Origin of the sequence: Nocardioides sp. OK12 (assembly GCF_024341885.1) — a bacterium.
Taxonomy (GTDB): Bacteria; Actinomycetota; Actinomycetes; order Propionibacteriales; family Nocardioidaceae; genus Nocardioides; species Nocardioides marinisabuli.
Window position 1 is genome coordinate 462,603 of sequence record NZ_BNET01000004.1, and the last position, 21,651, is coordinate 484,253.

A 21,651-nucleotide genomic window follows, 5' to 3' on the forward strand; every position below is an offset into this window, starting at 1 on the left:
CCCGAGGAGAAACACGATGAACCGACGCGCGCGCATCGCGCTGCTCTCCACCTCCGACACCGACCTCCTCTCGGCCAGCGCCAGCGGTGCGGACTACGTCGTGGCCAACCCGGCCCGGCCGGGCCACCAGTCGATGGCCGAGACCATCGAGGGCTGCGACCTGGTCGTCGGGCGCGTCCTGGGCTCGCCCCAGGACCTCTGCTCGGGCTTCACCCGCGTGGCAGCGACCGGCGTGCCGACCGTCGTGCTGGGTGGGGAGCAGCAGCCCAGCGCCGAGCTGATGGAGCTCTCCTCGGTGCCGATGGGCGTGGCCGCCGAGGCACACCGCTACCTCGCCGAGGGCGGCCCCGCCAACCTGGCCCAGCTGCACGCGTTCCTCTCCGACACCGTGCTGCTCACCGGCGAGGGCTTCGAGCCCCCGGTCGCGCTGCCGCAGTGGGGGTGGGCCCGCCCGCACGTCGACAGCGACCTGCCGCGGGTCGGCATCCTCTACTACCGCGCCCACGAGGCGAGCGGGAACACCGCCTTCGCCCACGCGCTGGCCGACGCCGTCGACGCGACCGGGCTCGCGGTCGGCGTCCCGGTCTTCGCGGGCTCGCTGCGCGCGGCGCCCGACGCGCTCTACGACGCGCTGGGCACCCTGGACGCCCTCGTGGTCACCGTGCTCGCCGCCGGCGGCAGCACCCCGGCCTCGGCCAGCGCCGGCGAGCACGACGAGGCCTGGGACGTGGAGCGGATGGCCGCCCTCGACATCCCCGTCCTCCAGGGCCTGTGCCTGACCAGCAGCCGCGCGGAGTGGGAGGCCAGCGACGACGGGGTCACCCCGCTCGACTCCGCCACCCAGATCGCGATCCCCGAGTTCGACGGGCGGATCATCACCGCGCCGTTCTCCTTCAAGGAGGTCGACGCCGACGGGCTGCCGCGCTACGTCGCCGACGCCGAGCGCTGCGCCCGGGTGGCCCGGATCGCGGTCAACCACGCCCGGCTGCGGCGTACGCCGCCCGCGGAGCGCAAGGTCGCGCTGATGCTCTCGGCCTACCCGACCAAGCACTCCCGGGTCGGCAACGCGGTGGGCCTGGACACGCCGGTCTCCACGATCCGCCTGCTGCGCCGGATGCGCGAGGCCGGCTACGACCTCGGGGCGCCGGGCGAGATCCCGGGTCTCGAGCTCGGCGACGACACCGAGGCCGGCGACGCCCTGATCCACGCCCTGATCGCGGCCGGCGGGCAGGACGAGGAGTGGCTGACCCACGCCCAGCTCAGCGACGCGCACGTGCGGATCACCCCGGCGCAGTACGACGCGTGGACCGCCGACCTGCCCGCCGACCTGCGCGCGCAGATCACCGACGCGTGGGGCGCGGCGCCCGGCACCCTCTTCACCAACGCCGCCGGCGAGATCGTGCTGGCCACCATCACCGCCGGCAACGTGGTGCTGCTCATCCAGCCGCCCCGCGGCTTCGGGGAGAACCCGGTCGCGATCTACCACGACCCCGACCTGGCCCCCAGCCACCACTACCTGGCGGCGTACCGCTGGCTGGAGGCGTCGCCGGAGTCCGGCGGGTTCGGCGCGCACGCGGTCGTGCACCTGGGCAAGCACGGGTCGATGGAGTGGCTGCCCGGCAAGAACGCGGCCCTCTCGGCCTCCTGCGCGACCGACGCCGCGATCGGCAACCTGCCGCTGGTCTACCCGTTCCTGGTCAACGACCCGGGGGAGGGCGCGCAGGCCAAGCGGCGCGCCCACGCCACCATCGTCGACCACCTGATCCCGCCGATGGCGCGCGCCGAGACCTACGGCGACATCGCGCGCCTCGAGCAGCTGCTCGACGAGCACGCCAACATCGCCGCGATGGACCCGGCCAAGCTGCCGGCGGTGCGGGGCGAGATCTGGCAGCTGATGCACGCCGCGGAGATGCACCGCGACCTCGGCCTCGAGGAGCGCCCCGACGACGAGGAGTTCGACGACTTCCTGCTGCACGTCGACGGGTGGCTCTGCGAGATCAAGGACGCCCAGATCCGCGACGGCCTGCACGTGCTGGGCCAGGCGCCCGACGGGGAGGCCCGGGTCAACCTGGTGCTCGCGATCCTGCGCGCCTCCCAGGTGTGGGGAGGCGAGTCCGCGGCGGTGCCCGGCCTGCGAGTCGCCCTGGGGCTGAAGGAGGGTCACGAGGACACCGGCGCCGTCGACGCCGCCGAGCAGCAGGCCCGTGCCCTGGTGCTGGCCATGGAGGAGTCCGGGTGGGACCCGGCCGCGGTCGCAGCACTGCACGACGACCCCGAGGTGCGCCGGGTGCTGTGCTTCGCGGCCGAGCAGGTCGTGCCCCGGCTGGCCTGCACCACCGACGAGCTCGACGCGGTGCTGCACGCCCTCGACGGCGGCTTCGTGCCGGCCGGCCCCTCCGGCTCCCCGCTGCGCGGGCTGGTCAACGTGCTGCCCACCGGGCGCAACTTCTACACCGTCGACCCGCGCGCCGTGCCCAGCCGGCTGGCCTGGCAGACCGGCGTCGCGATGGCCGACTCGCTGCTCCAGCGCCACCTCGACGACACCGGCGCCTACCCGACCTCGGTGGGCCTGTCGGTGTGGGGCACCAGCGCGATGCGCACCTCCGGCGACGACGTGGCCGAGGTGCTCGCGCTGCTGGGCGTGCGCCCGGTCTGGGACGAGGCCTCGCGCCGCGTCTCCGAGCTGCAGGTCGTCCCCCTGGAGGACCTCGGCCGACCCCGCATCGACGTCACCGTGCGGATCTCGGGCTTCTTCCGCGACGCCTTCCCGCACGTCGTGGCGATGCTCGACGACGCCGTGCAGCTGGTCGCCGACCTCGACGAGCCGGCCGACCAGAACTTCGTGCGCGCCCACGTCGAGACCGACCTGGCCGAGCACGGCGACCGGCGCCGGGCCACCACCCGGGTCTTCGGCTCCAAGCCGGGCTCGTACGGCGCCGGCATCCTGCAGGTCGTCGAGTCCGGCTCCTGGCGCGACGACAAGGACCTGGCCGAGGTCTACACCGCCTGGGGCGGCTTCGCCTACGGCCGCGGCCTCGACGGTGCCCCGGCCGCCGACGACATGCGCACGGCCTACCGCCGCATCCAGGTCGCGGCCAAGAACATCGACACCCGCGAGCACGACATCGCCGACTCCGACGACTACTTCCAGTACCACGGCGGGATGGTCGCCACCGTCCGCGCGCTCACCGGCTCCGACCCGAAGGCCTACGTCGGCGACTCCACCAGCCCCGACGCGGTGCGCACCCGCACCCTGCAGGAGGAGACCAACCGGGTCTTCCGCGCCCGGGTGGTCAACCCGCGCTGGATCACCGCCATGCAGCGCCACGGCTACAAGGGCGCCTTCGAGCTCGCCGCCACCGTCGACTACCTCTTCGGCTTCGACGCCACCGCCGGGGTCGTGCACGACTGGATGTACGAGTCGCTGGCCCAGGAGTACGTGCTCGACGAGACCAACCAGGAGTTCATGCGCCGCTCCAACCCGTGGGCGCTGCGCGGCATCGTGGAGAAGCTGCACGAGGCCGCCGACCGCGGGCTGTGGGAGTCGCCCGACGCCGACACGCTGGCGCGGATGCAGGCGGTCTACCTCGACCTCGAGGGCGACCTGGAGGACCGCGCCGGTGGCTAAGGCGCCGGGCGGGACCGCCACGGCGGCCCGCCGGGTGGTCGTCGTCGGCATCGGGATGGGTCCGCAGCACGTGACCGTCGAGGCCGCGGCCGCGATCGACACCGTCGACGTGGTGCTCGCCTTCGTGAAGTCCGCCGACGACCCGCTGCTCGCGGTGCGCCGCGAGGTCTGCGACCTGCACGGCGTCGAGCTGGTCGTGCTCGACGACCCGCCGCGCGCGCGGCACGACGACGTCGACTACGACGCGGCGGTCGACGCCTGGCACGCCGCGCGGGCCGAGGCGTGGGAGGCCGCCCTGGCCACGCACCCCGGCGACGTGGGGCTGCTGGTGTGGGGCGACCCGAGCCTCTACGACTCCACGCTGCGGCTGCTGGACCGGCTCCAGGAGCGGTTGCCGCTGGCCGTCGAGGTGGTGCCCGGCATCAGCAGCCTCCAGCTGCTCGCCGCCCGGCACCGCCTGGTGCTGCACGACGTCGGCGCCCCGCTGCACGTCACCACCGCCCGCCGGTTCGCCGAGGCGCTCGCCCAGGGGCAGCGCAACGTCGTCGTCGTGCTCAACCGTCGCCTCGACGCGCTGGCCGACCCCGCGCTCGCCGACTGGTCGATCTGGTGGGGGGCCAACCTCGGCGCGCCCGGCGAGCAGCTGGTCGCCGGGCGGGTCGGTGAGGTGCTCGCCGACATCGAGGCCGCCCGCGAGCGGGCCCGCGCCCACGACGGCTGGGTGCTCGACCTGCACCTGCTGCGGGCGCCGGCCGGGGACGCCCCGTGAGCGGGCAGCCCACCGGCGGTCACACCGTGCTCGCCGTGCCGGTGCCCGCGCTCGACGACTGGGTGCGGGCCCGCACCCACGAGTACGACCCGGCGTGGGTCTCGAGCGACCCGACGTTCGTGCACGCCCACGTCACCGTGCTGGCGCCGTGGGTGCCGGCGCCCGACGACGCCGACCTCGGGCGGGTCGCGGCCCTGCTCGCCGCGGTGCCGACCTTCGAGGCCCGGCTGGGCGAGGTCGACGTCTTCCCGAACGGGTTGGTGCACCTGCGCCCCGAGCCGCACGGGCGGTTCGCCGCGCTGACCGGCCTGCTCGCCGAGGCCTACCCCCAGCACCCGCCCTACGAGGGCAGGTACGGCGCGGTCGAGCCGCACCTCAGCCTCGACCAGGTCGGGCCCGGCCCCACCCGGGTCGGCCAGCAGGTCGGCCAGCGGGTCACCGTCGGCTCCGTGGCCGGTGACCTCGCGGGGCGCCTGCCGGTGCGCACCCGGGTCGACCGGGTCGACCTGCAGTGGTGGCAGGCCGACGGGTGCCGGCTGCTGCACTCCTTCCCCCTCGCCGCCGAGGCGGTCGCCTGATGGGCGGCCTGCTGGTCGCCGGCACCACCTCCGACGCCGGCAAGAGCGTGGTCACCACGGGGCTCTGCCGCGCCCTGGCCCGCCGCGGGGTGGCCGTGGCGCCGTACAAGGCGCAGAACATGTCGAACAACTCGATGGTCGTGGCGCACCTCGACGGGGGCACCGCAGAGATCGGGCGCGCCCAGTGGGTGCAGGCGCTGGCCGCGCGGGTCGAGCCGGAACCGGCGATGAACCCGGTGCTGCTCAAGCCCGGCAGCGACCGGCGCAGCCACGTGGTGGTGCTGGGCCGGCCCGCCGGCGAGGTGTCCTCGCGCGACTGGACCACCGGGCGCGCCCACCTGGCCCGCGCCGCCCAGGCGGCGTACGACGACCTGGCCGGGCGCCACGACGTCGTGGTCGCCGAGGGGGCCGGCAGCCCGGCGGAGGTCAACCTGCGCGCGGGCGACTACGTCAACATGGGCCTGGCCCGGCACGCCGACCTGCCCACGGTCGTCGTCGGCGACATCGACCGGGGCGGGGTCTTCGCCGCGTTCCTCGGCACGGTCGCGCTGCTCGCACCGGAGGACCAGGCGCTGCTGGCGGGCTTCGTGGTCAACAAGTTCCGCGGCGACCTCGAGCTGCTGCGCCCGGGCCTGGCCCAGCTGGAGGCCGCGACGGGTCGTCGCACCTACGGCGTGCTGCCCTGGAGCCCGGACCTGTGGCTCGACTCCGAGGACGCCCTCGACCTGGAGGGGCGCCGGGCCCGCCCCGGCGCCGGCGCGGGGGAGCCGACCGCCCGGGTGGTCGTGGTGCGGCTGCCGCGGATCTCCAACCTCACCGACGTCGACGCGCTCGGCCTCGAGCCCGGCCTCGACGTGGTCTTCGCCTCCACCCCGCAGGCGCTCTCCGACGCCGACCTGGTGGTGCTGCCCGGCACCCGCGCCACCCTCGCCGACCTGGCGTGGCTGCGCGGGCGCGGCCTCGACACCGCCCTGCACGCCCACGTCGCGGCGGGTCGCCCGCTGCTCGGCATCTGCGGCGGCGCCCAGATGCTCGGCCGGCGGATCCGCGACCCGCACGGGGTCGAGGGGCCCGCGGGCGCCGACGTCGAGGGGCTGGGGCTGCTCGACGCCGTCACCGCCTTCACCCCCGAGAAGGTGCTGCGCCGCCACGAGCCCGCCGGCTACGAGATCCACCACGGGCGCCTGGAGGGCCAGCGCGAGCTCGGGGCGGTGACGGCCACGATGGTGCACGGTGCCCTGGAGGACGACGCGCACCGCGCCGCCTACCTGCGCCGGGCACTCGGCGTGGCGTCGACGGCGTCCTTCCCCGCCGCCCGCGAGCGCCGGCTCGACCTGCTCGGCGAGCTCGTCGAGACCCACCTCGACGTCGACGCGCTGCTCGCGCTGGCCCTCGACGGGGCGCCCGCCGGGCTGCCGTTCCTGCCGCCGGGAGCGCCGGGAGCCCAGCCGTGAGGGTGCTGCTGCTCGGCGGCACCGGCGAGGCGCGGGCCCTGGCCGCCGCCCTGGTCGAGGCCGGCGTCGACGTCGAGTCGTCGCTGGCCGGGCGGGTGGTGCGGCCGCGCCTGCCCGTGGGCCGGGTGCGCATCGGCGGCTTCGGGGGCGCCGAGGCGCTGCGCGCGTACGCCGCGGCGTACGACGCCGTGGTCGACGCGACGCACCCCTTCGCCGCCACCATCTCGACGCACGCCGCCGCGGTCGACGTGCCGCTGCTGCGGCTGCAGCGCCCCGGCTGGAGCGACCCGACCGGGCGCTGGCACTGGGTCGACGGCCACGACGAGGCGGCCGCCACGGCCGCCCGGCTCGGGCAGCGCCCGGTGCTGACCGTCGGGCGCCAGCAGCTCGGCGCCTTCACCGGTCCGCTGGCCGAGCACGCGGTGCTGGCCCGGGTGGTCGACGAGCCCGAGGTGCCGCTGCCGCCGACCTGGACGCTGCTGCGCAGCCGTGGCCCCTACGAGGAGGCGGGGGAGCGTGACCTGCTGCGCGAGCACCGTGCCGACGTGCTGGTCACCAAGGACTCCGGCGGGGCGCTGACCTGGCCCAAGATGCGGGCCGCCGCCGACCTCGGGGTCGCCACCGTCGTCGTGCGCCGCCCGGCGCCGCCGCCGGGCGTGCCGACGGTCAGCGACGTCGACGGCGCGCTGGCCTGGCTGCGACGGCTGCCGTCACGATGAGCGCACCGACCCCGACCCGGTCGGCCAGCCGGCGCCCCCGGGCCACGTCGTGAGCGGCCGGGGCGCGCCCGGCGCCCAGCACCGGACGCAGCTCGACCCGGGCCTCGGCGCCGGTGCCGTAGACGGTGCGCCCGCCCAGCCGCACCCCCAGCGCGCCCGCGAAGGCGGCCTCGACCGGGCCGGCGTTGGGGCTGGGGTGGGCGCCGGCGTCGCGCCGCCAGGCCCGCACGCTCGCCGCCGGGTCGGCGCCGAGCACGGTGGCCAGGGCCGCGGTGAGCCGCGAGCCGGGCAGGTTGAGCACGTCGTCGAGGCGCGCCGCCGCCCAGCCGAAGCGGGCGTAGCGGGCGCTGCGGTGCCCGACCATCGCGTCGAGGGTGTTGGCGGCCCGGTAGCCGAGCAGCCCCGGCACCCCGGCCACCGCGCCCAGCACCAGCGGGGCCACCACCGCGTCGGAGGTGTTCTCGGCCAGCGACTCGAGCGCGGCCCGGGCCACGTCGGTGGCCTCCAGCGTGCGGGTGTCACGGCCCACCAGCCGCGCCACCTGGGTGCGGGCGTCGTCGAGCCGCCCGGCCTCCAGCAGCCGCGCCACCTCGGCGGCCTCCCGGCCCAGGGTGGTGCCGCCCAGCACCGTCCAGGTCGCGGCCGCGGTGACCAGCGCGTGCGGCACCGGCCGGTCGCGGGTGGCCCGCTCGGCGACGGCCCCCAGCGCTACGCAGCCCCCGACCAGCACCAGCACGTGGGCGGCGCCCGCCGCGCGCCGGTCGGCGTACGTCGTCTGCTCGAGGCGGGCGGCCAGGGTGCCGAAGCCGGCCACCGGGTGCCATCGTGCGGGGTCGGCCAGCACGCGGTCGAGGCCGACCCCCAGCACCATCCCCACCGATCTGCTCAGCACTGGAGGCTCCCGTGAAGGTCCTGGTCACCGGCGGCGTGCGCTCGGGCAAGTCCCGTCACGCCGAGTCGCTCGTGGGGTCGCTCGTGGGCACCGCCCCCGTCACCTACGTCGCGCCGGGCCCGGCGCCCGAGGACGACGACCCCGACTGGGCGGCGCGGGTCGCGAGGCACCGGGAGCGCCGACCCGCGTCGTGGACCACGCTCGAGACCCGCGACCTGGCCGGCGCGCTGACCCGCGCCGACCGCGCGCTGCTCGTCGACTGCCTGGGCACCTGGGTGACCGGCCTGCTCGACGAGGAGCAGGCGTGGGAGCGCTCCTCCGACGACGTCGTCGCGCTGGTCGAGGCCCGGCTGGCCGCGGTCGTGGCGGCGCTGCGCGACTGCCCCCACGACGTGGTGCTGGTGACCAACGAGGTGGGGCTGGGCGTGGTGCCCGCGCACCGGTCGGGCCGGCTCTTCCGCGACCTGCTCGGCCTCGCCAACCAGCGCGTCGCCGAGGCCTGCGACGAGGTGCACCTGGTGGTGGCCGGCCGGGTGCTGCGGCTCTGAGGGGCTCACCCGACACCTCCGCTCGGCGGCCCTCCGACGAGCACGCCCACGAGCAGGGTGGCCAGGCAGAGCTCGACGGCGGCGCCGAGCACGTCGCCGGTCACTCCGCCGAGCCGGCGCACGACGCGGTGCAGCAGCGCCGCGACCACCAGCGCCGCCAGGACCCCGGCCACCAGGCCCGACCAGCCCGCGGCGAGCGTCAGGAGGAGGGCCGCGACCAGCCACACGGCGGCGGCGGGCAGCGGCCCGACCGTGCCGACGTACGCCGCCCCGAGACCGTCGGGGCGCGCGCCCGGGACCCCGCGCAGGCAGCACCAGCCGAGCGCGGCCCGGGAGACACAGACCAGCAGCCCGGCGACCAGCGCCCCGCGGGCGGTGGTGAGCAGCGGCGCCAGCGCAGCGGCCTGCACGCCCAGCACCACCACCGTCGCCACCACGCCGGCCGGCCCTGAGGTGCCCGACTTCATGACCGCGAGGGAGCGCGCGGGGTCGTAGGAGGCGGTGAGCCCGTCGACCACGTCGGAGAGCCCGTCCCAGTGCAGGGCCCGGCTGCCGGCGGCGAGCGCGCCCACCGCGACCAGCGCGACGACGAGCGGAGGCAGCGCGAGGCGGGCTCCGACCAGGCCGACCACGGCGACGACGAGGCCCAGCGGGAGGACCGCCAGGGGAGCCAGCAGCATCGCCCGACCGGCGACCACGGGGGTCACGGCGCGCGGCGCCGGCACCCGGAGCACGGTCAGGGTGCCGAGCGCCAGGCGCCAGGAGTCAGGCATCCGTGGGCACCAGGTCGCCCAGGTCGCTCAGCAGCGCGACCTCTCGCAGCAGCGCGACGGCGCTGCGCAGCAGCGGCACCGCCGCGACCGCGCCGCTGCCCTCGCCCAGCCGCATCCCGAGGTCGAGCAGCGGGTCGAGCCCCAGGCTGGCCAGCGCCAGCGTCTGCGCCGGCTCGGGGGAGCGGTGCCCGGCGACGCACCAGGCGGCGGTGCCGGGGGCGATCCGCTCGGCGGTGAGCGCGCAGGACACCGACATCAGTCCGTCCAGCAGCACGGGCACCCCGGCCTCGGCGGCGCCCAGGACGTAGCCCACGGTCGCGGCCAGGTCGGCGCTGCCGAGCGCGGTGAGCGTCTCGACCGGGTCGGCGGCCCGCTCCCCGGCCCGCTCGAGCGCGGCACCCAGCACCTCGCGCTTGCGGGCCAGGCCCGCGTCGTCGACGCCGGTGCCCCGGCCCGCGACCTCGGCCACGTCGCCCGCCCCGAGCCCCAGGCCGGCCGCCACCAGCGCCGCAGCGGGGGTGGTGTTGCCGATGCCCATGTCGCCGCTCAGCAGCAGCTGGGCCCCGTCGGCGACCTCGCGGGCGGCGACCCGTCGCCCCACGGCCAGCGCCTGCGCGGTCTCGGCGGCGGTGAGGGCGTCCTCGAGGTGGATGGCGCCGCTGCCGCGGCGGACCTTGTGCTCGCCGACCTCCGGGGGCAGCCCGTCGAGGTCGTCGTCGACGCCGAGGTCGAGCACCCGCACCCGCACCCCGTGGGCGCCGGCCAGGGCGTTGACGCCGGCGCGCCCGGCCACGAAGGTGCGCACCATCGCGGCGGTGATCTCGGGCGGGTACGCCGAGACGCCGTGCCGGGCGACGCCGTGGTCACCGGCGAAGATCACCAGGCGCACGTCGTCGAGCGGGCGCGGCGGCACCTGGCCCTGCACGGCGCTCAGCCAGGCGCCGAGCTCGCCGAGGCGGCCCAGGGCGCCGGCCGGGACGGCCAGCCCGGCCAGCCGCTCGGCGGCGGCCCGGGCGCTCGGGGCGTGCGGCGCGGGGACGGGCAGGGAAGCGGTCACGGGTCCTCCTGGACTCGGGGCTGGGCTGAGGGCTGGATTGGGGGCTGGACTGGGGGCTGGAGCGGCGGGGCCGGCGCGCAGGGCGGCGACGAGCCGGTCGGTGACGTCGGGGGGCCGCACCGCGACGCGCGCCCACCCGGCGTCGAGGCCGGGGAAGGTGTCGCAGCGGCGTACGGCGACACCCTGCGCGCGCAGCCGCTCGCGCCCGCCCTCGCCGAGGCGGGCGAGCAGGAACGACGTCCGCGAGGGCAGGGTGGTGGTGCCCAGGGCGGTGAGCGAGTCGACCAGGTGGGTCCGCCAGCCCGCGATCGTGCGGGCTCGACGCTCCGCCTCGGCCAGCGCGAGCGGCGTGCAGCAGGCCTCGATCGCGGCCGCGGCGGTGGTGGAGACCGACCACGGCACCTGCTCGCGGCGCAGCGCGGCCACCACGTCGGGCGTGCCGAGGAGGTACCCGGCCCGCACGCCCGGGATCGACCAGTGCTTGGTCAGGCTGCGCAGCACCACGAGGCCCTCGGCCGGTGCCCCGGCCAGGGTCCCGGCCTCGTCGGGCACGGTGTCGATGAACGCCTCGTCGACGAGCACCAGCCGGCCCGGGCGCCGCAGGGCGAGCAGGTCGTCGACCGGGTGCAGCCGCCCGGTCGGGTTGGTGGGGTTGCCGACCACGACGAGGTCGGCGTCGTCCGGCACCGCTGCGGGGTCGAGGGCGAACCCGTCGGCGGCCCGGGTGAGCACGCTGGTGACCCGGTGGCCGGCCTGCTCGAGCGCTGCGTGCGGCTCGGTGAACTGGGGGTGCACCACCACCGGGCGACGCCAGGGCCGCAGCCGGGCCACCAGCGAGAACGCCTCGGCGGCGCCCGCGGTGGCCAGCACCTCTGAGGCCGGGCGGCCGTGCCGGGCCGCCACGGCCCGCTCGGCGCGGGTCGGGTCGGGGTAGGCGCCGACGTCGTCGAGGCTGGCGCGCAGCGCGGCGTCGAGCCACCCCGGCCGCGGGCCGGGGTAGACGTTGACGGCCAGGTCGAGCAGGTCGCTGCCGCGCACCTCCACGTCGCCGTGGTGGCGCAGCGGATCGGTGGGCGGGGCCTCAGCCACGGTGCACCGCGTCCACGAAGCGCTGCGCGAGGTGCGGGTGCCCGGCCCAGTGCACGTGCAGGTACGCCGCGTGCAGGCTGGGGCTGGTGAAGCCGACGGTGTGCCCCTCGCCGCTCCACGCCGGCGCGGGCCCGGCGGCCGGCTCGACGTGGGTGCGGTGGAACTCGTGGCCGGTGACCCGCTCGCCGGCGCGGGTCAGCAGCGAGTCGGAGGCGGCGGTCATCTCGGGGTAGGCCAGCGTCAGCCGCTCGGTCATGGACGCGGCTGCCGGCACCGCGCCGACCATCGGCACGTCGTCGAGGCTCTCGCACAGGTAGAGCAGCCCGGCGCACTCCGCCACCGTCGGCACCCCGGCGGCCACGGCGGCCGCGACCTCGGCGCGCAGGGCGGCGTTGTCACCCAGGGCGGTGGCGTGCACCTCGGGGAAGCCGCCGCCCAGGTAGAGGCCGCGGGTGCCGGCCGGCAGCGCGGTGTCGGTGGCGGGGTCGAAGGTGACCACCTCGCAGCCGCCGGCGCGCAGCAGCTCGTCGGTCTCGGTGTAGCGAAAGGTGAACGAGCGCCCGCCGGCCACGGCCACGACCGGTCGACCGGTGGGCGTGGCGCCCGCGGGGGGCCGGACCTGCTCGGCAGGGTCCCAGGGCGCGGCCGCCAGGTCGGGGGCGCTGCGCGCGATCGCGAGCACCGCCTCGAGGTCGACCTGCTCGGCTACCTGGGCGGCCAGGCGGTCCAGCGACTCGGCAGCCAGGCCCCGCTCGGCCGCCGGCACCAGACCGAGGTGGCGCGAGGGCGCCTCGACGGCCTGGTCGCGGCCGATGGTGCCGAGCACCGGGATGCCGGTCGGCGCGATCGAGTCGACGACCTCGCGGGCGTGCCGCGGGGAGCCGGCCTTGTTGAGGACGACCCCGGCCACCTGCACGCCCGGGTCGTAGGTCGCCATCCCGTGCACCACCGCCCCGATCGAGCGCGAGGAGCGCGAGATGTCGACGACGAGCACGATGGGGGAGCGGGTCAGCCCCGCGACGTGCGCGGTGGAGGCGAAGCCGTCGGTGCCGACCCGGCCGTCGTACAGGCCCATCACGCCCTCGACCACCGCCACGTCGGCGCCCCGGGCGCCGTGCAGGAGCAGCGGCGCGAGCAGGTCCTCGCCGACCAGGTGCGGGTCGAGGTTGCGGCCGGGCCGCCCGCAGGCCAGCGCGTGGTAGCCGGGGTCGATGTAGTCGGGGCCGACCTTGTGGCCCGAGACCTCGTGACCGGCCCGGGCCAGCGCGGCCATCAGCCCGGTCGCGACCGTGGTCTTGCCGGCCCCGGTGGCGGGGGCGGCGACCACGACGCGGGGGAGGCGCGAGGAGGCGGGCTCGTTCACCACTCGATGCCCCGCTGGCCCTTCTGGCCGCGGTCCATCTGGTGCTTGACCTTGGTCATCTCGGTGACCAGGTCGGCGGCCTCGACCAGCGCCGGGTGCGCGCGGCGCCCGGTCACCACGACGTACTGGCGCCCCGGGCGGTCGCGCAGCGTGGTCACGACGTCGTCGACGTCGACCCAGCCCCACTCCATCGGGTAGGTGAACTCGTCGAGCACGTAGAGGTCGTGGCGCTCCTCGGCGATCGCCCGCTTCACCTCGGCCCAGCCCTCGGCAGCGTCGGCGGCGTGGTCCTCGGTCGAGCCCTCCTTGCGGCTCCACGACCAGCCGGCGCCCATCTTGTGCCAGGTCACCGGCCCGCCCTCGCCGGTCTGCTCGTGCAGCTCGCCGAGGCGCTCGAGGACGGTCTGCTCGCCGATGCGCCACTTGGCGGACTTCACGAACTGGAAGACGCCGACGTCCCAGCCCTGGTTCCAGGCGCGCAGCGCGACGCCGAACGCGGCGGTCGACTTCCCCTTGCCGTCGCCGGTGTGCACCATCAGCAGCGGCAGCGAGCGGCGCTGTGCGGTGGTGAGCCCGTCGTCGGGGACGGTCGTGGGTCGGCCCTGCGGCATGTCTAGCTCCGGTATCTCTCGTGGTGGACGGCCTCGGCCAGCGGGCGGCGGCTGCGCCACCGGTGGCGTTCGAGGTCGGGGACGTCGTGCAGGCCGCTGACGCGGCCGACGCAGAGCCAGGCGACCGGGCGCACCCGGGGCGGGATGCCCAGCAGGTCGCGCAGGTGCTGCTCGCGGTAGAAGGAGACCCAGCCGACGCCCAGCCCCTCGGCGGTGGCGGCCAGCCAGAGGTTCTGGACGGCCAGGCAGGTCGAGTAGAGGCCGGTGTCGTCGATGGTGGCCCGGCCGAGCACCTGCGGCCCGCCGCGGTCGGGGTCGTGGGTGACGACCACGCCGAGGCCGGCCTCGCGGATGCCCTCGACCTTGATCCCGGCGAAGGTCGCGGCGCGCTCGGCGTCGAGCCCGGCGGCGTACGACGCCCGCTCGTCGGCGACGTGGGCCGCGAAGCGCTCGCGGGTGGCGAGGTCGCGGACCACGATGAAGTCCCAGGGCTGGCTCATCCCCACGCTGGGGGCGCGGTGCGCGGCGCCCAGCACGCGGGTCAGCGTCTCGTTGTCGGGCGGCTCCCCGGTGAACTCGGCCCGCACGTCGCGGCGTCGCTCGATCGCCTCGTAGAGCGACATCGGGGAGGGCTCGGGCGCCGCCATCACGCGGCGCGCGCGACGTCGGCGAGCGCCTCGGCGCTCACCTCGCCCACCGGCAGGTGCTCGGCACCCAGGTGGCCGGCCAGCACGCCCGCCAGGCCCAGGCGCATCGCCCCGCTCTCGCAGTCGACGACCACGCTCGAGAGCCCCTGGGCGGCGAGCAGGTCGGCGGCCCGGCGCGAGCGGTCGACGGCGTCGGGGCCGCTGGTGGCGCGGCCGTCGGTGACCAGCACGAGCAGCGGCCGGCGCCGCGGGTCGCGCAGCCGCTCGACGGCGAGCACCCGGCCGGCCTCGAGGAGTCCCTCGGCCAGCGGGGTCCGTCCGCCGGCGGGCAGCTCCTCCAGGCGCCGGGCGGCGACGTCGACGGAGTGCGTGGGCGGCAGCGCCAGCTCGGCGGCGGCACCGCGGAAGGTCACCAGCCCCACCTTGTCGCGGCGGCGGTAGGCGTCGAGGAGCAGCGAGAGGATCGCTGTCTTGACCTCCTCCATCCGGCGGCGCGCGGCCATCGAGCCCGACGCGTCGACGCAGAAGAGCACCAGGTTGGACTCCTTGCCCTCCCGCGTCGCGAAGCGCAGGTCGGGCGGGCGCAGCAGCAGCCGGCCGCCGTCGCGGCCCCGGGCCGCCTGGTGGGGCGCGGCGGCGCGCAGGGTCTCCAGCAGGTGCACCGACCCGCTGCCGGTGGCCGAGGAGCCGACCCGGCGCCCGCGCTCGGTCGTGGCCCGGCTGCGACGCCCGGCCTCGCCCGCCCCGGTGCCGCGGGCGGTGAGCAGGCGGGTGCGGTAGGGCTGGCCCGAGGCCACGGTGGAGCCGGCGGCGGCCTGGGAGTCGCCGACGGGCGCGGGGTCCTGCGGGACGTCATCCGGGCGGGACGTCCCCTCGTCCCCAGCGGATGACGTCCCGTCGGGGCCGCCGGGGCTGTCGGGGCTGCCGGGGCTGTCGGGGCTGCCGGGGCTGCCGGGGTCGCCGGGGCCGTCGGGGTCCGGCTCGGGGTCCGGCTCGGGCTCGGGCGGCTCGGGCGGCTCGGGGAGGTCGTCGCCGAGCACCTGGTCGAGCAGGTCGTCGTCCATGCCGGGCGCGTCGAAGGGGTTGCGGCGGCGCCGGTGCGGCAGCGCCAGGCGGGCCGCGGCCCGGATGTCGTCGAGGACGACCCGGTCGCGGCCCTGCCAGGCGGCGTGCGCGACGGCGGTGCGGGCGGTGACGATGTCGGCGCGCAGCCCGTCGACGTCGAAGGCGGCGCAGACCTCGGCGATCTTCAGCAGCCCGGCGTCGGTGAGCTCGACGTGGGCCACCAGCTCCTGGGCGGTGCGCACCCGCTCGGTCAGCGCGGCCTGGGCGGCGGCGTACGACGTGGTGAACCCGGCCGGGTCGGCGTCGAAGGCCATCCGGCGCCGCACCACCTCGGCGCGCACGGCCGGGTCGCGGGGCGCGGCGACCTCGACGCTGAGCCCGAAGCGGTCGAGCAGCTGCGGGCGCAGCTCGCCCTCCTCGGGGTTCATCGTCCCGACCAGCACGAAGCGCGCGGCGTGGGTCAGCGAGACGCCGTCGCGCTCCACGGTGGCGCGCCCCATCGCGGCGGCGTCGAGGAGCACGTCGACGAGGTGGTCGTGCAGGAGGTTGACCTCGTCGACGTACAGCAGCCCGCGGTGGGCGCGGGCCAGCAGGCCGGGCTCGTACTCCGTGCGGCCCTCGGAGAGGGCGCGCTCGAGGTGCAGCGAGCCGAGCACCCGGTCCTCGGTGGCGCCGACCGGCAGCTCGACCAGGCGCACCGGGCGCGACTCGACGGGCGCGTCGGCGGCGAAGGGGCCGTCGGGGGAGAGGTGGGTGTCGTCGCGCGGGTCGCTGGAGAAGCGGTCGCCGGCGACGACGTCGATGCGGGGCAGCACCTCGGCCAGCGCCCGCACGATCGTGGACTTGGCGGTGCCCTTCTCGCCGCGCACCAGCACGCCGCCGACCTCGGGGGAGATCGTGGTGAGGAGGAGGGCGAGGGCCATCTCGCCGAAGGGACCGTCGGGGTCGTCAGCGCCGACAACGGCGCAGAAGGGGTACTGCTGTGGCATGGGAGGCTCCCGCTCGTCCGCCATCGGATAGGCGCCTCGAGGCCGGTCTTCGGACTTCCTGGACCGGTGCTCTCGCACCCTCCAGGTCACCGCAGCGGGCCTGTGCCGGACTTTCACCGGCTTCCCAGATTCTCCCCTCCGCGTCGGCTTGTCTCGACCGGGCCTCGGGGCACCTCGTGGCTTCGGCGTCACGATAGCGTCAGCGCCCGTGAGTCCACCCAGCCCGTCCACCGTCGTCGTGATCGGCGTCGGCGACGACGGCTGGGAGGGGCTCCCCGAGCCGCAGCGGCGCACCGTGCTGGAGGCCGACGTGGTGCTGGGCGGGCAGCGCCACCTGGCGATGCTGCCCACCGACGTCGACCAGCTGCGGGTGGCCTGGCCCTCGCCGCTGCGCGACGGGCTGCCTGCGCTGCTGTGGCAGCACGACGGGCGCCGCGTCGTCGCGCTGGCCTCCGGCGACCCGTTCGTCTCCGGCATCGCCGGCACCCTGGTCGGCCTGCTCGGCGCCGAGGCGGTCGAGGTGCACCCGGCCGTGTCGTCGGTGGCGCTGGCGCGGGCCCGGATGCGGTGGCCGGCCGAGACGGTCGAGGTCGTCTCCGTGGTGGGCCGCCGGCCCGAGACCGTCCTGCGCCAGCTCGCGCCCGGCCGCCGGCTGCTGGTGCTCTCCTCCGACGCCACCACGCCGTCGGTGCTGGCGCGGCTGCTGGTCGAGCGGGGGTACGCCGGCTCGGCGATCAGCGTGCTGAGCCACCTCGGTGGGGAGCGTGAGGCGCGGGTCGACGCCACGGTCGGGGCCTGGGCCGCCGATCCGCCGGACGTCCCGGCCCTCAACGTCGTCGCCCTCGACCTGCGCGGGCCCGTGGTCGGCTCGTGGGCCACGGGGCTGCCCGATGACGCCTTCGAGCACGACGGCCAGCTCACCAAGCGCGACCTGCGGGCGGCTGCCCTGGCGCGGCTGGCGCCCCAGCCCGGCCAGCTGCTGTGGGACGTCGGTGCGGGCGCGGGGTCGGTGGGCATCGAGTGGATGCGCGCCCACCCCACCTGCCGCACGCTCGCGGTCGAGGCCGACGGCGCCCGTGCCGAGCGCGTGGCGCGCAACGCCGCGCGGCTGGGCGTCCCCGGGCTCGAGGTGGTGCCGGGGCGGGCCCCCGACGCGCTGGCCGACCTCCCCGACCCGCACGCGGTCTTCGTCGGTGGCGGTGCCACTGCGCGGGGCCTGCTCGACCTGTGCCGCGACCGGCTGCGCCCGGGTGGGCGGCTGGTGGTGCACGGCGTGACGCTCGAGAGCGAGCAGGTGCTCGCGGCGGCGTACGCCGCGCACGGCGGTGAGCTGACCCGCACCTCGGTCGAGCACGCCGCTGCGCTCGGCTCGTTCACCGGTTGGACCCCCGCCCGGGCCGTGACCCAGTGGGCGTGGACCAAGCCCCTCCCGACCAGCCAGGAGCCATCGTGACCGTGCACTTCGTGGGCGCCGGACCCGGCGCCGCCGACCTGATCACCCTGCGCGCCGCGGCGCTGATCGGCGCGGCCGACGTGGTGCTCTACCCCGGCACCTACCTCGACGCCGCCGTGCTCTCCCACGCCCGCGACGGCGCGCGCCTGGTCGACACCCAGCACCTCGACCTCGACACGATGGTCGCCGAGATGGTGGCCGCCACCCGCGACGGCCTCGACGTGGTGCGCCTGACCTCGGGCGACCCGTCGCTCTACTCCGCGGTGGCCGAGCAGTCGCGGCGTCTCGACGCGGCCGGCGTGGCGTGGGACGTCACCCCCGGCGTCCCGGCGTACGCCGCCGCCGCCGCGCTGGCCGGGCGCGAGCTGACGGTGCCGCTGGTCGCGCAGTCGGTGGTGCTGACCCGCACCCAGGCACGCTCGACCGCCATGCCCGAGGGCGAGTCGCTGGCGGCGTACGCCGCCACCGGCGCCACGCTGGTGCTGCACCTGGCGATCACGCGCACCCGCGAGCTGATGGCCGAGGTCGCGGGGCACTACGGCAGCGACTGCCCGGTCGTCGTGGTGCACCGGGCCAGCCAGCCCGACGAGCTGCTGCTGCGCGGCACGGTCGGCGACATCGCCGACCGGGTCGAGGAGGCCGGGCTGCGCCAGGCCGCGGTGATCCTGGTCGGGCGGGCGCTGGCGCGCGACGGCGGGGAGTCCTACCTCTACGACGCGGCGCGGGAGCGGACGACGTCGTAGGCGCCGCTCGCGTCCTGAGTGGGGCGGGCGGAAGTGTGGAGGTCCGGCTGAACCAGGTTCAGCCGGGGCTCCACACTCTGCGTCATCTGCGCGGCTTGGTCCTCCACGCGGCCCATCACGACCACGTGGCTGGGTGGACTGGTGTCGAGCCACCGGCCGGGGTCCCGGAGCGGCCCCGTCGACGGATCGGCACCTCCTCCGGACCGGGCCGGGGCCAGTGGGAGGATGCGTGGATGAGCTGGGGAGACGTCTGGGTCAACGGGGACAAGGTCCGACCCGGGATAGACGCCGCGGGCCCACGGGCGCCGTGGATCGCAGCCGGCGTCATCTCCTCGGAGGAGCGGGCGTTCGTCGAGGCGACGCAGCTGCTGCGCAGGACCCGTGGGGCGCACGCCCGAGCGGTCGAGTTCGACCTCCAGCTCACCTCCTCCGCCGTGAGCAGGGAGCGCCCCGGCACGGGCAAGGCCGTCGTCGGCTTCGAGCCGGACGGGCTGTGGCTCGCGGTGGACGTGACCCCGGCGGGGAGCCCCGAGGAGGACGCTCGCTACGTGGTCTTCGCGCAGCGCGTGCACGTCGTCGCCGGCGCCCGTCGGGCCGCCGGGGGCGGTACGAAGGGCGGGCCGCGGGCGACCATCCGGCTGCGTGGTCGGGCGCGCTCGCGCGAGAGCGCCCTCGAGTGGGGCTACCGGGCGGCCCGCGACTGAGCGAGCGGTCCCACGCCGGGTCGGCTGCGTGCCTCCTGCATCCGTCCAGCGAATCGCGGCGGAGTCGGTCAGTCGAGGCACGTTACTGACAGGACCTGCCGATAGGAACCGGAACCATAGGGGCGGGCCACCTCGATGACCCCCGCGTGTACGGGCACGCTTTCACCCGTTTCTCGCAGGCAGGGCGGGATGTTCCCAGAGCCGACCCTGTCCCCGGATTCCCACGCGACGTCGTCGAGTCGGAAGGCGATCTTGTCACCGTCGTCCGGCTGGAAGTAGGCGTAGGGAACGTTCGCTGGAACCCTTTTCGCGGTGCCGCTGACGACTGAAGGGTGGTGAGCCATCCACGGCGAACGAGCACCGCCGACGTAGCCGAGCGATACGAGGAGCAGTGCGAGAACGGCAGCGAGAACGACGCGTCGAGTTGTCCATTCTGCCCTGGTCCCGGACGCATGCGTCTCGTCGATAGTGGACCGTTCCGAGATGCTCATGCCCGGAGTATCGCCCGTGATCGTGATCCACGAACTAACGTCAGCCAGGTTCGACGGTCGAGGTTCGTGCGCCCGCGTAGGAACGCACGTATCTCGCTACGAGGGCGCACCACTAGCGGCAGAACCGGGTGGTTTACTTCGTGGGTGCAGCAACTGGTGACTTCGTCTAGCGACGTCTCGGACGCGACTCCTAGTGGCCGTCGACGTTGGGCGGTCATGGCGACGGCGTTCGGGGCGATCCCCGCCTTCGCGGTCTCACTCGGTGTCGTCCTCGTGGCAGCGCTTCGTGACACGGACCTTGTCGCTACGCGAGTGGGCCAGCGGAGCGTCGATCTGGGTTGGCCGTTCGATTGGATTCACCAGAACCAGAGTTCGCTGGACTCACCCTTGCCGTACCGGCTGGGCCTGTCCTCGCCATGGGAACACCCAACGGACGTGTCGGCGGTGGCGTTCGTCGGGAATGTGCTGATCGTCTTCGCTGTCGTCGCAGTGGTTGGGCTGCTCGTGGGTGCTCTCGCTGTGGGCCTTTCTCGGCTGTTCAAGACGCGTTCCTGACTCACGAGACCAGACGCCCGGATCTCGGCACGGCCGAGCGCTTCGCGGCATAGGGAGACGTTGAGCGTCTTCGGTCTGGCGTAGGGAACGTCCCCCTGATGCGCTTGTCGGGCTTGGTGTCCCATCACAGACAGGAGGACGTTCATGAACCACGGTAGTGGCGTGTCGAGGGGCGATCGCAACCGGAACGCACGGCTCGAGAAGTTGCGGGCAGCGGTACCGGTGACGAACGCGATCGTCGGGATCGATCTGGCCGAACGCAAGCAGATGGTGGTCGTGACCGACCACGACTCCAAGGTCCTGGCCCGGCGTACGTTCCGGTGCAAGGCCTGGGATCCCGGCGCGGCGCTGGACTGGGCCGCTGAGCGCAGCACCCGGGCCGGCTATGCCGGGGTCACGGTGGCTAGCGAACCCACCGGGCACCGGTGGCGGGTACTGGGCCAGCTGGCTGCCGAGCGGGGAATGTCCTTCGTCTGCGTGCAGCCGATGCTGACCTCGGGGGCCCGCAAGAGCGAGGACCTCACCCCCGACAAGACCGACGAGAAGGACGCGGTGCTGATCGCCCGGCTGACTGCGCAGCTGCGCTGCTACCTGCCCGAACCGGTCGATGAGACCTGGGGGCGACTGCGCCATCTCGGAGTGCGCCGCGAGCAGCTCCTCGATGAACACGTCGCCTGCGTCCAGCAGATCCGCGACCTGCTCGAGTGCGTCTGGCCCGCCGCCGTCGCCACCGCCCAGCAGCCGTTCAAGTCGGCCACGTGGCTCTGCGCCATGCACGTGATCATGACCCGCGACGGCGGCGACTTCGCCCGCACCCGACGACTGGGCCCGGCCCGGTTCGAGCACGCGGTCCGCAAGGAGCTGACCCGCCGCGGGAAACTCCGGCCCTGCCTACGGATCCTGCGCAAGCTCTATGCCGCCCTGACCGACCCCGCCGGCGTGATCGAGCACCGCCTGGGCGCCTTCGAGCGGATCGCCTGGATCATCGAGGACTGGGACACCGCCCGGGTCAAGCTGGCCGACACCGAAGCCCGGATGGTCGCGATACTCGACGACCTGCAGCTGACCGAGCTGGCCTGCTCCATCAAGGGTCTCTCCCCGGTCGGGGCTGCCGCGATCCTCGCCGAGACAGGCGACCTGCGCCGTTTCATCAGTTCCCGCGCCGTGGTCAAGCACGCCGGACTCGCACCGCGCCAACGCATGTCTGGGACCTTCGCCGGACGCAGCCACCTGAGCGGGGCCGGCCGACCGCACCTACGGACCGCAGCCTGGCGAGCGGTCTGGGGTGCGGTGAAGAGCAACCCCGTCTATGCCGACCGCTATCGACACCTCACCACCCGCGAGAACAACAAGCTCAAGCCCACTCAGGCCCAGACGGTCCTCGCCGGCGCGATCCTGCGTCAGCTCCACGCCGTGATCGTTACTGGCCAGGCCTGGGATCCCGACATCGCCACGCACGGCACCCGACGCAAGTCCACGATGCTCACGGAGGTGGCTGCCTGAACTGACGCGTCGTGCGTCCA

General features: G+C 75.7%; 18 protein-coding genes, 1 pseudogene and 1 riboswitch. Of the genes and pseudogenes, 11 read left to right on the forward strand and 8 right to left on the reverse strand.

Going from position 1 to position 21,651, the window contains the following annotated elements; all coding sequences use genetic code 11:
* Positions 1–16: 16 nt before the first annotated feature.
* The 5 genes from cobN to OCU29_RS12715 are packed head-to-tail and all read left to right on the forward strand — an operon-like array spanning position 17 to position 7,148.
* Positions 17–3,628, forward strand: a complete 3,612-nt coding sequence (gene cobN / locus OCU29_RS12695) for a cobaltochelatase subunit CobN (RefSeq protein ID WP_261820209.1) — start codon at positions 17–19, stop codon at positions 3,626–3,628.
* Positions 3,621–4,397 carry a precorrin-6A synthase (deacetylating) gene (gene cobF / locus OCU29_RS12700; protein ID WP_261820210.1) on the forward strand — a complete coding sequence of 259 codons (777 nt, stop codon included), beginning with the start codon at positions 3,621–3,623 and terminating at the stop codon, positions 4,395–4,397. Before cobN ends, cobF begins: the two co-directional genes overlap by 8 nt.
* The gene (locus tag OCU29_RS12705; RefSeq protein ID WP_261820211.1) at positions 4,394–4,975 is read left to right on the forward strand and encodes a 2'-5' RNA ligase family protein; all 582 of its coding nucleotides are present in this window, start codon (positions 4,394–4,396) and stop codon (positions 4,973–4,975) included. The genes cobF and OCU29_RS12705 overlap by 4 nt, the downstream gene beginning before the upstream one ends.
* Positions 4,975–6,429 carry a cobyric acid synthase gene (locus OCU29_RS12710; RefSeq protein WP_261820212.1) on the forward strand — a complete coding sequence of 485 codons (1,455 nt, stop codon included), beginning with the start codon at positions 4,975–4,977 and terminating at the stop codon, positions 6,427–6,429. The genes OCU29_RS12705 and OCU29_RS12710 overlap by 1 nt, the downstream gene beginning before the upstream one ends.
* Positions 6,426–7,148, forward strand: coding sequence for a cobalt-precorrin-6A reductase (locus tag OCU29_RS12715; protein WP_261820213.1), 723 nt, complete (start codon positions 6,426–6,428; stop codon positions 7,146–7,148). Before OCU29_RS12710 ends, OCU29_RS12715 begins: the two co-directional genes overlap by 4 nt.
* On the opposite strand, the gene OCU29_RS12720 is transcribed toward OCU29_RS12715, so the two are convergent.
* The gene (locus tag OCU29_RS12720; protein ID WP_261820214.1) at positions 7,096–8,040 is read right to left on the reverse strand and encodes a cobalamin biosynthesis protein; all 945 of its coding nucleotides are present in this window, start codon (positions 8,038–8,040) and stop codon (positions 7,096–7,098) included. The genes OCU29_RS12715 and OCU29_RS12720 overlap by 53 nt on opposite strands.
* An 11-nt stretch (positions 8,041–8,051) precedes the next feature.
* Here OCU29_RS12720 and cobU point away from each other — a divergent pair, with 11 nt between their 5' ends.
* Complete coding sequence (cobU, locus tag OCU29_RS12725; protein WP_261820215.1) at positions 8,052–8,588, forward strand: bifunctional adenosylcobinamide kinase/adenosylcobinamide-phosphate guanylyltransferase; 537 nt, start codon at positions 8,052–8,054, stop codon at positions 8,586–8,588.
* A 5-nt stretch (positions 8,589–8,593) separates the two neighbouring features.
* Here the strand turns inward: cobU and OCU29_RS12730 are convergent, their stop codons facing one another.
* The 6 genes and pseudogenes from OCU29_RS12730 to OCU29_RS12755 all read right to left on the reverse strand — a co-directional run bounded on the left by OCU29_RS12730 (position 8,594) and on the right by OCU29_RS12755 (position 16,182).
* Entirely contained in the window at positions 8,594–9,361 is a 768-nt protein-coding gene (locus tag OCU29_RS12730; RefSeq protein WP_261820216.1) for an adenosylcobinamide-GDP ribazoletransferase, read from the reverse strand.
* On the reverse strand, positions 9,354–10,418 hold the full coding sequence (gene cobT / locus OCU29_RS12735) for a nicotinate-nucleotide--dimethylbenzimidazole phosphoribosyltransferase (protein ID WP_261820291.1): 1,065 nt from the start codon (positions 10,416–10,418) through the stop codon (positions 9,354–9,356). The genes OCU29_RS12730 and cobT overlap by 8 nt, the downstream gene beginning before the upstream one ends.
* Positions 10,419–10,496: 78 nt before the next feature.
* Positions 10,497–12,873: pseudogene (locus OCU29_RS12740) on the reverse strand (cobyrinate a,c-diamide synthase); the annotation flags it as partial.
* A complete protein-coding gene (gene cobO, locus OCU29_RS12745; RefSeq protein ID WP_261820217.1) occupies positions 12,867–13,481 on the reverse strand; it encodes a cob(I)yrinic acid a,c-diamide adenosyltransferase in 615 nt (204 codons plus the stop codon). The gene cobO and the pseudogene OCU29_RS12740, both read right to left, overlap by 7 nt.
* Positions 13,482–13,483: 2 nt before the next feature.
* Positions 13,484–14,104 (reverse strand): 5,6-dimethylbenzimidazole synthase, encoded by a 621-nt coding sequence (gene bluB / locus OCU29_RS12750; RefSeq protein WP_261820218.1) that lies wholly within the window; start codon positions 14,102–14,104, stop codon positions 13,484–13,486.
* 23 nt (positions 14,105–14,127) lie between these two features.
* The gene (locus OCU29_RS12755; protein ID WP_261820219.1) at positions 14,128–16,182 is read right to left on the reverse strand and encodes a magnesium chelatase subunit D family protein; all 2,055 of its coding nucleotides are present in this window, start codon (positions 16,180–16,182) and stop codon (positions 14,128–14,130) included.
* Between the two features lie 22 nt (positions 16,183–16,204).
* A riboswitch (cobalamin riboswitch) is annotated at positions 16,205–16,374 on the reverse strand.
* 16 nt (positions 16,375–16,390) lie between these two features.
* Between OCU29_RS12755 and cbiE the strand changes: the two genes are divergently transcribed.
* The 3 genes from cbiE (at position 16,391) to OCU29_RS12770 (ending at position 19,082) form a co-directional block, all read left to right on the forward strand.
* The gene (gene cbiE, locus OCU29_RS12760; RefSeq protein WP_261820220.1) at positions 16,391–17,635 is read left to right on the forward strand and encodes a precorrin-6y C5,15-methyltransferase (decarboxylating) subunit CbiE; all 1,245 of its coding nucleotides are present in this window, start codon (positions 16,391–16,393) and stop codon (positions 17,633–17,635) included.
* Positions 17,632–18,378: a cobalt-precorrin-4/precorrin-4 C(11)-methyltransferase gene (locus OCU29_RS12765; protein WP_261820221.1), complete on the forward strand. Its 747-nt coding sequence runs from the start codon at positions 17,632–17,634 to the stop codon at positions 18,376–18,378. Before cbiE ends, OCU29_RS12765 begins: the two co-directional genes overlap by 4 nt.
* Before the next feature lie 233 nt (positions 18,379–18,611).
* Positions 18,612–19,082, forward strand: a complete 471-nt coding sequence (locus OCU29_RS12770; protein WP_179616985.1) for a hypothetical protein — start codon at positions 18,612–18,614, stop codon at positions 19,080–19,082.
* Between the two features lie 68 nt (positions 19,083–19,150).
* Here the strand turns inward: OCU29_RS12770 and OCU29_RS12775 are convergent, their stop codons facing one another.
* A complete protein-coding gene (locus OCU29_RS12775) occupies positions 19,151–19,573 on the reverse strand; it encodes a hypothetical protein (RefSeq protein WP_261820222.1) in 423 nt (140 codons plus the stop codon).
* Positions 19,574–19,789: 216 nt separating this feature from the next.
* Here OCU29_RS12775 and OCU29_RS12780 point away from each other — a divergent pair, with 216 nt between their 5' ends.
* Positions 19,790–20,128: a hypothetical protein gene (locus OCU29_RS12780; RefSeq protein WP_261820223.1), complete on the forward strand. Its 339-nt coding sequence runs from the start codon at positions 19,790–19,792 to the stop codon at positions 20,126–20,128.
* 222 nt (positions 20,129–20,350) lie between these two features.
* The gene (locus OCU29_RS12785) at positions 20,351–21,631 is read left to right on the forward strand and encodes an IS110 family transposase (protein WP_261820224.1); all 1,281 of its coding nucleotides are present in this window, start codon (positions 20,351–20,353) and stop codon (positions 21,629–21,631) included.
* The last annotated feature ends 20 nt before the right edge of the window (positions 21,632–21,651 follow it).